Raw genomic sequence first — 12,333 nt, forward strand, 5'->3', positions numbered from 1 at the left:
GGAGGGCGGCTGCCTATGGAGGCTGAGTAAGACCAACATTATCGCACTGATAGTAGAGGCATCGGCGCTTTGAAGTGGGAAGCTCCGAGGACGAATAAAACCGTCCCTGAAACGCCAAAGTTGGAAGCTCCAACCTCAGCGAAGCAGGTTGGAGTGCTTCACAAGTCGAACAGCAAGCCTTGGTTGAAGAAAAACAGCGTTTAGAGGTGCAAAGACACGAACTAGAACAACAGCAACAAAAAATTGGTGCTGAAAACCAACAAATAGAGAAAGCTTGGGAAGATCTGCGCTACGAAAAGCTATGTGTAGAGGAGTTACAACAAGAAATTCATTACGAGCAAGAACGTTTGGCTACCAATACCAAAAACGCAAATATTTAGTAATTAGCTGCCAATACTAACCAAAATATTGTTTGCTACACCTTTGGTGTTTGTAAAAATTCCTGTACGCGGCTAAGGTAAGTTTGCGGATCTTCTAGCATCGGAAAATGAGCCGTATTTGGCATCAAGACAAATTCTACATTGTCGCTCAAGGCTGCGGCTTGACGGCCCATGGCAGGCGGAATAATTTGGTCGTATTCTCCAGCAACTAAAAGCGTGGGTACAGTCAGCTTGGTAAATTCGTGCGGCATAAACTTGGCAGCATTTTCGCTTACTGCCGTAACCATTGTGCCGATTGCGGCGGCATAATCTGCCATCAAAAAGTCATCCAAAAAAGCTTTGCGATCGCTCTTTGGAATTGAGCGTTTTAAAAATCGCGCCATAAACATCCGATCGACAAAGGGAATTAGCGCCAACCACTTGGGGCGAAATTTGACTACATAGCCACCAAACTTGTGAAAAGCCGCAAAGGCTTTTTCGTCGTACTCAAAAACACCGCTACAAGTCAAAATTGCTTTCTCTACCCGCTCTGGATACAGGTTGAGAAACAATGTTGCTACCGATGCACCTGTTGAATGAGCGTTGAGATAAACCTTTTTTAGCTTTAATCCATCTAGCAAAGCTGCCAAATCTCTGGCATATTCATCAAGCTCGTAAGTTAACTCCTCTACAGTTTCTGCGACGGGCGCGGAGGACTCTGCAACTGCCGATTTTACGTCAAAGGGAGTCCCATTAGAGCGCCCAAAACCTCGCATATCGTATAGTAGACAGTCGAAGTCTTTGCTTAGGGCAATAGCTGTACTTTGCCAATAACGAGCCGAGCCAGCCCACCCATGTATAAATACCATTACTGGCTTGACGTGAGAATTTTCCGGCGACTTTACCCACTCGTAATAGTGGTTAACGCCACGAACGCAAATGTAAGGCATGATTTAGGCAGATTCTGGCTTGGGTAAGGAAGATGGGTGTACTAGCAATTCCGCCGTAGAGCGTTTTTCTACCATCTCTCGCGTAATCGTACAGCAAGTAACATCTTTTCTTGAGGGGAGTTCGTACATCACCTCTAGCATCAATTCTTCAACAATTGCCCGCAAGGCTCTAGCTCCAGTTTTGCGGCGGTAGGCTTCTATAGCGATCGCTTTTAAAGCATCGGGCTTAAATTCTAGTTGCACGTTGTCCATGTTTAACAGCGTTTGGTACTGCTTGACTAAAGCACTGCGCGGCTGGGTCAAAATTGCCACTAAAGTTTCTTCATCTAATGGCTCTACTACCGCCGCTACGGGTATGCGACCGATGAATTCAGGGATCATACCAAACTTAACTAAATCGCCTGGTTCTAGGTGACGCAGCACGTCTGCCGTGCGTTTTTCCTTCGATTGCCCTTCCCCTGGTTGAATAAAGCCCATTGATTTCTTGCCAATGCGCTGCTCTACAACTTTATCTAGACCCACAAAAGCACCGCCACAAATAAACAAAATATTGCTGGTGTCAATTTGGATGCAGTCTTGATAGGGATGCTTGCGCCCGCCTTGAGGTGGTACGTTAGCGATCGTGCCTTCCAACATCTTCAACAAAGCTTGCTGTACGCCTTCACCGGAGACATCGCGGGTAATTGAAGGATTTTCACTTTTTCGGGCAATTTTGTCTATTTCATCGATGTAAATGATTCCCCGTTGCGCTTCTTCTACATCCAAATCCGCCACTTGCAGCAAGCGGAGCAAGATATTTTCTACATCTTCTCCCACATATCCTGCTTCAGTTAAGGTTGTAGCATCAGCGACTGCAAAAGGTACGTCTAATATTTTTGCTAAGGTTTGAGCCAGCAGAGTTTTGCCGCAACCAGTGGGACCAACTAACAAAATATTTGATTTTTGCAGTTCTACCGCATCTTCTGCGCCTTTGCCACTAGCTTTATTTTGAAGTAGGCTGAGACGCTTGTAGTGGTTGTAAACTGCTACTGATAAGACCTTTTTAGCTTCGTCTTGACCAATTACATGGTCGTCTAGATGGTTTTTAATTTCTCGCGGCTTGGGTATTTGATTAAAAGATAAACTTGCCGAGCGGGGGCGGCGTTTTTGGGGTGGTTCGGGACGAGGTGATTGGGGAGCGGCCGCGCTGCTTGTATTGTGTTCGATTAATTCTTCGTCAAGAATTTCGTTGCACAAATCAACGCATTCATCGCAAATGTAGACTCCCGGTCCGGCAATCAACTTGCGTACCTGTTCTTGAGACTTGCCGCAAAACGAACATTTAAGATGGGAGTCGTACTTTACCATAAAAAGCCTCGAATTAGTTAACTGGAGTAACTGTAGCGCCTGCTTGGGGAATATTTTGCCGCGAAATCACGCTGTCGATTAAGCCGTAGTTTTTTGCTTCTTCGGCAGACATAAAAAAGTCTCGCTCTGTATCAGCTTCAATTCTTTCTAGAGGCTTACCAGTGTGATGAGCTAGTAACTCGTTTAGTCTACTTTTGTGATAAAGAATTTCTTTTGCTTGAATTTCGATATCAACGGCTTGACCTTGAGCGCCACCTAATGGTTGGTGAATCATAATCCGGGCGCTAGGTAAGGACATCCTTTTACCTTTTGCTCCAGCAGTTAGCAAGAATGCGCCCATGCTTGCAGCTAATCCAAAACAAATAGTAACAACATCCGGGCGAATTTGCTGGATTGTGTCATAAATTGCCATGCCTGCCGTGACTGAACCGCCGGGAGAATTGATATATAACTGAATGTCTTTTTCTGGGTCTTCAGCATCCAAAAACAATAATTGCGCCACGATGGAGTCCGCCACAGCATCATCTACCTGCGTCCCCAAAAATACAATCCGCTCTCTCAAAAGCCGAGAGTAAATATCAAAAGCTCGTTCCCCCATGCCTGACTGTTCTACAACGGTAGGAACGATGTTGTTTATCTCTAGATAGTTCGCGCTGTTGATAGGATATACAGATTTTGATTCAAGCATAAATCACAAACTTAAAAAGTGGAACTGACATGGCGTTGCTAGGAAAGCATAGTAGGTTGGAACTCTAAGTAACCTATCTTTAACCTATTATGACTTATCTATTTGGAGATGGAGAAATCGCCCTAATGACAGAGCGATCGCCCTATATACTTATTCTGCGCTTGTTTTTTCTAGATTGGCTTCGACTTCTTCTGCTTCTGCGGCTATTTCTTCGGGCGGATTCAAAGTGCCTTCGGCGACAAGTTCAATAGTGGCGTTTGCTTGCAACCAATCGAGAATTTTCTCAGTGAGCAATTCGTCGGCGATGACTTCGCGCAACCTTTCCTTGTCAACATCTTTGTCGGCGTACTGTGCTAGCACTTCATTAAACCGCGCTTCAATCGCCGCACTTTCTACTTCAATCAATTCGCGTTTGGCGATTTCTTGCAGTGCTAAGGTGCGTTTGATGCTATCAATGGCTTCGGGGCGCGATCGCGATCGTAGTTCGGGTATAGTATCTTGAGTAAATAACTTTTTGACATCAATTCCCTGTCTGCTTAACTGCATAGCAGTTTGGGTCAGCATTGTATCGATTTCTTGGTTAATTAAGGTTTCGGGCAAATCGACCTCAACATTTTTTACCAATTCCTTTGTCAAAGCTTGCTGCTTGTTAGCTTTAGTTTTATTTTCTGCTTCCTCTTGGAATCTCTTTTCTAGCGAGGCTCTTAATTCTTCTAAAGTTTCAAATTCGCTGACTTCTTGGGCAAAGTCATCGTTGACTTCTGGCAGTTCTTTTTCTTTTAATTCTTTCAAAGTCACTGTAAACTTTGCTTTTCGGTCTGCAAACTCTGGCTGGGGGTACTCGGAGGGAAACTTGGCATCAACTTCTTTAGTTTCGCCGATATTCATACCCACAATGCCATCAATGAAGCCCTCAATAAACCTACCTTCGTTGAGTTCTACTTGAAAATCTGTCGCCTGACCTCCAGGGATTTCTTCTACTTCCGCCTCTGGGTCGTCGTTGACTAAAATGCCTTTAAAGTCTACTACTGCCACATCGCCCATTTGCGCCACGCGTCCTTCGACAGGAATCGATGTTGCCATTTCTTGGCGATTTTCTTCAATTACTTTCTCGACGCTGGCAGGATCGTATTTTACTTCCTCCGCTTGCACTTGTAAGCCAGTGTACTGAGTCAGATTTATTTCTGGCTGTACATCCACCGCCGCCTTAAAAGTCAAAGGGTTGCCAGGTTCGTACTGGCTGATTAAGTCTTCAAAAGAAGTGCGTAGCTGCGGTTGACCAATTGCTTTAACTTCTTCTTGCTTGAGTGCCTCTGTTACGCCGCTTTCAATTAAGTCTTCTAAGGCTGTTGCCTTGATTCTTACTACCCCTAGCCGTTGAATTAATACTTGACGGGGAACTTTACCTTTACGAAACCCAGGAATATTGGCAGAACGAGCAAAGTTTTGAATTACCTGTTCGTAAGCCTGTTTGGACTGTTCGGGGGGAATTTCTATTTCCAAGCCAACTTGACTTGCGGGGAGTTTTTCCTGGGTGACTTTCATGTTTAGAGTTTTATCTGACAATTTGACTAAATGGAACTAAATTACCTAAGCTTGCTCTGGTTGCTGACGGCGAAAGCTGGACTTTGCCTAACAATTATAATATTTGCCTTTTTTATCCCTCTAAAACCAAAGCACTTTTATTCTGGCAGGGTAGGTTCAACGCCACCGTGATATTCTACATTGGGCAGATAAAGCTTGTGGCGTTTCGAGCAGTTTTTAGTTTAGCGATAATTTGACACGATCGCGCATTACGGTCTATCACTTTTGCTCTATGTTACATTTATCTCTAGCTTCCTCAACTTAAGTTCTGCCTTGAGCAACCATTTGCTGATAAGCTAGTAGCCAAAGCCTATTTGAGTTGCTTGAAGACTTTAATCAAACTGCTATAAGTTACGAAAAAGCTTAATTTCTTACTAAAATAATTGACTATTAAATTTAATTAATTATCTAAACAAGCTATTTAAAAACTGGAATTAATCAACGATTATATTGACTAGGAGCAAAACTTGACAAAATCCTATCGCGTGGCAATTTTAGGCGCAACCGGGGCTGTAGGCACAGAACTATTAGAATTGCTAGAAAGCCGTAATTTTCCTGTGGCGGAACTAAAGCTACTAGCTTCTCCTCGCAGCGCAGGGAAAACTTTGAACTTCAAGGGAGAAGACTTAGTAATCGAGCAAGTGAGCGATCGCTCTTTTGATAATATTGACTTGGTACTAGCGTCCGCAGGTGGCTCTATTTCAAAAACTCTAGCACCTATTGCTGTAGCTGCGGGTGCTGTAGTGATAGACAACTCTAGCGCCTTTCGCACCGATCCTCAAGTTCCCTTAGTAGTACCAGAAGTCAATCCTGACGCAATCGGCAACCATCAAGGCATTATTGCCAACCCCAACTGCACGACAATTTTGATGGCAGTGGCGGTGTATCCCCTGTATAAAGTCAGGAAAATTAACCGGATTATTGCCGCTACTTACCAGTCTGCCAGTGGGGCGGGAGCGATGGCAATGGAAGAAGTCAAAAACCAGACTCAAGAAATTTTGCAAGGAAAATCCCCTACTCCAGAAATTTTCCCTTACCCTTTGGCATTTAATTTATTTCCTCACAACTCCCCCATGACCGCCAACGGTTATTGTGAAGAAGAAATGAAAATGGTTAACGAAACTCGGAAAATATTTAACGCCGAACAACTGCGAGTTACGGCAACCTGCGTTCGGGTTCCCGTACTACGCGCCCACTCGGAAGCGATTAATCTAGAATTTGAGTCGCCAATGAGTGCTACCCAAGCCAAAGCAATACTAAGTCAGTCTCCCGGCGTGCGAGTCGTGGAAGACTGGGAAGCAAATTACTTCCCCATGCCGATAGATGCTACAGGTATTGATGAAGTGCTAGTAGGTCGCATCCGTCAAGATATATCTCACGAGTGTGGTTTAGAACTGTGGCTGTGTGGCGACCAAATTCGTAAAGGTGCAGCCTTGAATGCCGTGCAAATTGCTGAATTATTAGTAGAAAAAAATCTACTATCAGCCAAAGAATATCAAACAGCAAATAGCTAGAAGCTACGGTGAGGAGTAAAAACGGGTGGTAGATTTTGGAAAAGTTGTTACAGCAATGGTTACACCGTTTAAACCAGACGGCAGTGTCAATTATGCTGTAGCTGAGCAATTAGCCGCACATTTAGCCGCAAATGGCAGCGATACAATCGTCGTGTGCGGTACAACAGGAGAATCGCCAACCCTAACTTGGGATGAAGAATATCAACTATTTCAAGTCGTATTGCAGGCAGTAGCTGGAAAAGCCTTAGTAATGGCAGGTACGGGGTCAAATTCTACCACTGAAGCGATTTCAGCTACTCAAAAAGCATCTAGAATAGGAGTACATGGATCTTTACAAGTTGTTCCTTACTATAACAAGCCCCCCCAATCGGGTCTGTACCATCACTTTCGGGCGATTGCCTCCGCTTGCCCCGACTTACCTATAGTGTTGTACAACGTCCCCAGTCGTACCAGCCAAAATCTCCTTCCTGAGACAGTAGCTCGTTTAGCTGAGATTGATAATATCGTAGGTATCAAAGAAGCAACGGGTAACTTAGACCAAGCAAGTGAAATTAGCCGCTTGACACCTAGAGAATTTCAAATCTACTCCGGCGATGACTCCCTAACCTTGCCAATGTTAGCAGTAGGTGCGAAAGGCGTTGTCAGTGTAGCAAGTCATTTGGTAGGCGTGCAGTTGCAGCAAATGATTGGAGCTTTTGAAACAGGCAAAGTACAGAGTGCGACTAGCATACATTTACAATTATTTCCTTTGTTTAAGGCTTTATTTATCACTGCTAATCCAATTGCAATAAAAATGGCGCTCAAACTCAAAGGTTGGGATGTTGGTTCGACTCGTCTGCCATTGCAATGCGAAGAAGAAGCCAAGGTAATCAATACCTTAGAAAAAGTCTTGCAAGATATAAATGCTAAAAATAAAGATTTGGATTATTAAATACTTTCAAGCAAAAGGCAAAAATCTTACAGAAGACGGGGTTGAAATCTACCCCCAATTGCAGAACATTCAGATAAAAAATTTGCTAGAAACTTAAGCTCATTTAGAAAAAATGAGAACTTCTACAGTTTTTTTATTAAACATTAACAACCTATCGTTCAAAGGATTGACATGACAAAAAACACATCAGCAGTAGTAAAAATTATTCCTCTTGGCGGCTTGCATGAAATTGGCAAAAATACCTGCGTATTTGAGTGCAACGATGAAATAATTTTATTAGACGCAGGGTTAGCTTTTCCCACCGATGGTATGCACGGAGTAAATATTGTGCTTCCAGACATGACTTACCTGCGGGAAAATCGCCACAAAATTAAAGGCATGATCGTCACTCACGGTCATGAAGATCATATTGGTGGCATAGCCTTTCACCTCAGACAGCTAGAAATTCCGGTAATTTATGGACCTAGATTAGCATTGGCAATGCTAGAAGGTAAATTAGAAGAAGCCGGAATGCGCGATCGCACAGAATTAAGAACTGTTAGACCCCGCGAAACCGTAAGATTAGGTTCGCAATTTATCGTTGAGTTTATCCGCAATACTCACTCGATTGCTGATAGTTTTACTATTGCTTTGCATACACCCGCCGGAGTAATTATCCACACTGGAGACTTCAAATTTGACCATACTCCAGTAGATGGCGAATTTTTTGATATGCAACGGTTAGCAGAACACGGCGAAAAAGGCGTACTTTGCTTGATTAGCGACTCGACAAATTCTGAAGTACCAGGCTATACAGCTTCCGAACGCTCGGTATATCCAAACTTAGAACGGGTATTTAGTCAAGCTAAAGGGCGAATTTTAGTTACAACCTTCGCCTCTTCCGTCCACCGCATCAACATGATTTTGGACATAGCCAGAAAGCAAAATCGCGTAGTTGGTGTAGTCGGGCGCTCAATGTTGAACTTGATCGCTCACGCCCGCAACTTGGGCTATATCAAGTGCGAAGATAACTTGCTGCAACCTTTGCAGGCGTTGCGTAACTTACCCGAAGAAAAAGTATTGATTCTGACTACTGGTTCGCAAGGCGAACCATTGTCAGCCATGACTCGAATTTCTAACGGCGAACACCAGCAAATAAAAATTCGTCCCGGCGATACTGTAGTATTTTCGGCTAACCCAATTCCTGGAAACACCATTGCGGTAGTCAATACCATTGACCGCTTAATGATGCAGGGAGCGAACGTTATCTACGGTAAAGATAAAGGATTGCACGTATCCGGTCACGGCTGCCAAGAAGACCAAAAACTGATGATTGGACTAACCAAGCCGAAGTTCTTCCTACCAGTGCATGGCGAACACCGGATGCTAGTCAAACACGCCCAAACAGCCCAAAGTACAGGCATTCCTGCTGAGAATATGGTAATTGTCCAGAACGGGGATGTGGTAGAAGTCTCGTCAGAGGCGATTCGCGTCACCGGGAAAGTGCCTGCGGGAATTGAGCTAGTGGATATGTCGCGGACGGGAATAGTCAGCGATCGCGTCCTCAAAGAACGGCAGCAATTGGCAGGAGAAGGAATTATTACCATTGCGGCGGCGGTAGATTGGCAAGGCAAATTGATGATGAAACCAGAAATTCACCTGCGCGGTGTAGTTACCTCTGTCGATCGCCCCATGCTGCAAAAATGGGTGCAAGAGCGGATGGAAAGAGTATTAAGCGATCGCTGGTCGAGTTTTACGCAATCGGTCAATGGCGAACCAGTGGAAGTAGATTGGGTAGGGGTACAAGTACAGTTAGAACGAGAATTGCAGCGCCAAATTCGCCGGGAATTGCAAACTCAACCTTCCGTTACCCTATTGATGCAAACTCCCGACGAACCAGCTAAAGTTCTAGATGGGAGAAGACGGCGGCGTACAACTGCTCAAGAAGTCGCTGCATCTTAAGTACATCAAGGTTTTATAGATTATAGCTGCCAAAGGGTAGGAAGAAGTTACAAGCTTCTTCCTACCCTTTTATTTTGGCTAACCTTGAGTGCATTTACGGAAATTGGAAATCTACAAGGGCAAAAGTTCAGTGATGTCTCTAATTCTCAATCTATTTAACCAGGGGCAAGATAATGACAAATTAACTTTTCGCATTGCGCACCTGCGGCTCCATTGACTAGAAGGTCAAATTCTTCCGAAAAACTCGCTAACAAACTGTAGATACTTTTAGAACACCCATATTACCAGATTAAAGTAGAGACGTTATGAACTTATCACAACAAACAAACTCAGACTTCCCACTTAACAACTGGATGCTAGGTGAAAAAGTAGACTTTGATATTTTTCAATCTTTGCGTCAACGTCTAGATCGAGTCCAAGTAAGCAACCCAAAATTAGCCCACCGTTTATGCAAGCTAATTCCTGCCCAATGTCCGTTTGAGCGCGATATTACCTTATTTGGTCGTAAATTATTCCACATTCCTCCCATGTGCAAACTCAATCCACTGTACGAGGAATTGGTAGCTTTGCGTTTTCGGGCGCTATGCTACTTGGCTGATGAATGTGGCGAAGATGTTACAGCTTACTGCTAAAAATTTTAGTTTTCTGATGCGAAAGTTGCATCAAATCCAACTGCTCCTCACTCCTACAAAATCACACCTTAGTCACGTATTCATATAAAACTCGTTACGTTGAGTATAAAACCCTGTTTTCTCTACAAGCTAATTAGCAAAACAGGTAAAGTATATTATTTTCAGCTAAAACAGCAGATTTTAAGGTTTTGATTGCCCGATTATTTTGAAGATATCTAGTTATATTTAACAGCAGACAGCAAAGCAATGTTAATACAGTTAGATATCGTTAATTTTCAAGCACCCAATTTAAGGAGCAATTGCAGTTATGCGGTTGATTTTTTGCAAGCAAGCCTTAAAGACCAAACAGCACCAAAATAAAAACAAACCTGATTTTGGGCAATGGATAACTAGGGCAACTCAAATAACTGCCCTATCTTTGCTAATTATCGGGTTTGGTTCTCTTGGACAACAAACGGCTCAAGCTGAAACAGCTCGGATTGATGATATTACTGTCGATCGCCAACCAGATGAAACCTACGATAGCCTAATTCAACGGGCAGAACTGGCAGCTACTTCCGCCCTTCAACAAAGTTTCGATAGAGGTTCTCAAATAACTGACGTTTACGTAGTAATTTTGGGACAAAATCAAGGTGTAATTGCCCCAGTTTTAGCTGTAAGCGTAAGTCGTCCACAATGGAATGGCGGTACTGATGGATTTACCTACTTCAATAGCGCACGGAGTCTTTTACGTCTCGATGAGCAACAATTAGCTACTTCCGATACACCTACACCTCCTCAACAGAGAAATACCCCACCTGTCACGCCCAGACAACAACAGAATAATCCTAATCCTCCCAGTAGTGCTAGAGAAGTTATCAATAATGCTCCTACTCAACCAACAAACTCTGCCCCTAGTACACCACTGCCTGGAAGTCCGGCTTTAGTTCCAAGCCCTCAAGCACCGGGAGTACCATTGGTTCCAAGCCCCCAATCGCCGGGAACACCGTCAGTAAATTCTCCTGAGAATAATTCTAATTCAGGACAACCTTCTGTTGCTCCAACGACCGCTCCTGGGAGTAATTTTAATTCAGGACAACCTTCTGTCGCCCCAACGACCGCTCCTGCTCCTGGGAGCTTACCTCCAGCAGATCCAGCCAATCCTGCCTCCGAGCAAAGATAAAATCTGCTCACTTTAGACATAGCAAATTGGTAAGAACAACATTTTGTCGTTGTAGGGCTGGCTTTTTGCCTTTATACTAGAAAGGTTGTCAAAAATTGTAGTAGCTATCATGGCAGTTCCTAAGAAGAAAACATCCAAATCAAAACGAGATAAGCGCAAAGCAACCTGGAAACATAAAGCAGTAGTAGAAGCGCAAAAAGCGCTTTCTTTGGGTAAATCAATTTTGAGCGGACGCTCTAAGTTTGTATATCCAAATAAAGAAGAAGACGAAGCAGCAGAATAAACCTTGCGCCTGTTGCTAACTAGCTACAGAAATGTAAGTTAAACAGTTCTATTCCACAATAGAGTAGGAACCTGAAGCAACGAAAATAATGCTAGGAAAATTTTTTAAAAAACCTGACGAGGAACAGAGCGATCGCGTTCCTCCCGGTCAATACTTAACTAAAGGGTTTCCGGTGCTTACTTACGGGCAAACGCCCCAAGTTAGTAAAGAAACCTGGCAATTTAAAGTTTGGGGTCTGGTAAAAGATGCAACGTTTAGCTGGGATGACTTTATGGCTCTACCCCAACAGGAATTTACCGCCGACTTTCATTGCGTTACGCGCTGGTCTAAACTCGATGTCAAATGGAGAGGAATCAAAGTCACCGATTTTATGAAATCGATTGAGGTAGACCCGAAAGCCGTTCATGTGATGGAACACTGTTATGGCGGTTACACGACCAATATTGCGATGTCTGACTTTGTGCGGGAAGAAAACTTTTTTGCCCATACGGTATTTGACGAACCCCTAAGTGCCGAACATGGCGGTCCGATGCGGCTAGTAGTACCGCATATTTATGCTTGGAAAAGTGCTAAATGGATTAATGGTTTAGAGTTTCTAGATCGAGAAGAATTAGGCTTTTGGGAGCGCAATGGCTACAACAGCCGAGGCGAACCTTGGGCAGAAGAACGTTATAGCTGATTGCAGCTACACAAACGCGCAATTATTTGTGTAGCTAGATTTTAAAAATTATAAATTTTTGTTGGGTCTCAACTAAATCAGCACGAGGCTCAGAATATTTTGGCAACAGAGATTTGATTTTGAGCCTGTAGCAACATACAGCAGTTCCTGATTGAATATAATACAGTTAAAGAGTAAACTTGAACGGAAACTAAATGAAAGCGTACTCTGTAGACCTGCGCCAAAAAGTCATTGATGCCGATAACCAGCGAGAGGGGTCACAG

Annotated in this window: 12 protein-coding genes; 8 read left to right on the plus strand and 4 right to left on the minus strand. The window is 43.6% G+C overall.

The window, feature by feature from the left end; all coding sequences use genetic code 11:
- The first annotated feature begins 179 nt into the window (after window positions 1-179).
- Window positions 180-380 (plus strand): hypothetical protein, encoded by a 201-nt coding sequence (locus AC2VE5_RS20815; protein WP_486889594.1) that lies wholly within the window; start codon window positions 180-182, stop codon window positions 378-380.
- A 35-nt stretch (window positions 381-415) separates the two neighbouring features.
- Here AC2VE5_RS20815 and AC2VE5_RS20820 read toward each other — a convergent pair whose 3' ends face one another.
- From AC2VE5_RS20820 to tig, 4 genes are all read right to left on the minus strand, one after another.
- A complete protein-coding gene (locus tag AC2VE5_RS20820; protein WP_486889595.1) occupies window positions 416-1,309 on the minus strand; it encodes an alpha/beta fold hydrolase in 894 nt (297 codons plus the stop codon).
- A 3-nt stretch (window positions 1,310-1,312) separates the two neighbouring features.
- Entirely contained in the window at window positions 1,313-2,656 is a 1,344-nt protein-coding gene (gene clpX, locus AC2VE5_RS20825; RefSeq protein WP_486889596.1) for an ATP-dependent protease ATP-binding subunit ClpX, read from the minus strand.
- Window positions 2,657-2,669: 13 nt separating this feature from the next.
- Window positions 2,670-3,344, minus strand: a complete 675-nt coding sequence (gene clpP / locus AC2VE5_RS20830; RefSeq protein ID WP_486889597.1) for an ATP-dependent Clp endopeptidase proteolytic subunit ClpP — start codon at window positions 3,342-3,344, stop codon at window positions 2,670-2,672.
- Between the two features lie 150 nt (window positions 3,345-3,494).
- Complete coding sequence (tig, locus tag AC2VE5_RS20835; protein ID WP_486889598.1) at window positions 3,495-4,889, minus strand: trigger factor; 1,395 nt, start codon at window positions 4,887-4,889, stop codon at window positions 3,495-3,497.
- 506 nt (window positions 4,890-5,395) lie between these two features.
- Here tig and AC2VE5_RS20840 point away from each other — a divergent pair.
- The 7 genes from AC2VE5_RS20840 (at window position 5,396) to AC2VE5_RS20870 (ending at window position 12,070) form a co-directional block, all read left to right on the plus strand.
- On the plus strand, window positions 5,396-6,442 hold the full coding sequence (locus AC2VE5_RS20840; protein WP_486889599.1) for an aspartate-semialdehyde dehydrogenase: 1,047 nt from the start codon (window positions 5,396-5,398) through the stop codon (window positions 6,440-6,442).
- A 25-nt stretch (window positions 6,443-6,467) separates the two neighbouring features.
- The gene (dapA, locus tag AC2VE5_RS20845; protein WP_486889600.1) at window positions 6,468-7,373 is read left to right on the plus strand and encodes a 4-hydroxy-tetrahydrodipicolinate synthase; all 906 of its coding nucleotides are present in this window, start codon (window positions 6,468-6,470) and stop codon (window positions 7,371-7,373) included.
- 171 nt (window positions 7,374-7,544) lie between these two features.
- Window positions 7,545-9,314, plus strand: a complete 1,770-nt coding sequence (locus tag AC2VE5_RS20850) for a ribonuclease J (protein ID WP_486889601.1) — start codon at window positions 7,545-7,547, stop codon at window positions 9,312-9,314.
- A gap of 353 nt (window positions 9,315-9,667) precedes the next feature.
- The gene (locus AC2VE5_RS20855; protein ID WP_486889604.1) at window positions 9,668-9,946 is read left to right on the plus strand and encodes a Mo-dependent nitrogenase C-terminal domain-containing protein; all 279 of its coding nucleotides are present in this window, start codon (window positions 9,668-9,670) and stop codon (window positions 9,944-9,946) included.
- 307 nt (window positions 9,947-10,253) lie between these two features.
- Window positions 10,254-11,108 carry a hypothetical protein gene (locus AC2VE5_RS20860; RefSeq protein WP_486889602.1) on the plus strand — a complete coding sequence of 285 codons (855 nt, stop codon included), beginning with the start codon at window positions 10,254-10,256 and terminating at the stop codon, window positions 11,106-11,108.
- Window positions 11,109-11,217: 109 nt separating this feature from the next.
- The gene (gene rpmF, locus AC2VE5_RS20865; RefSeq protein WP_486889605.1) at window positions 11,218-11,391 is read left to right on the plus strand and encodes a 50S ribosomal protein L32; all 174 of its coding nucleotides are present in this window, start codon (window positions 11,218-11,220) and stop codon (window positions 11,389-11,391) included.
- A gap of 88 nt (window positions 11,392-11,479) precedes the next feature.
- A complete protein-coding gene (locus tag AC2VE5_RS20870) occupies window positions 11,480-12,070 on the plus strand; it encodes a sulfite oxidase-like oxidoreductase (protein WP_486889603.1) in 591 nt (196 codons plus the stop codon).
- Window positions 12,071-12,333: the final 263 nt, after the last annotated feature.

The organism is Aliterella sp. E5.1, from assembly GCF_057473825.1.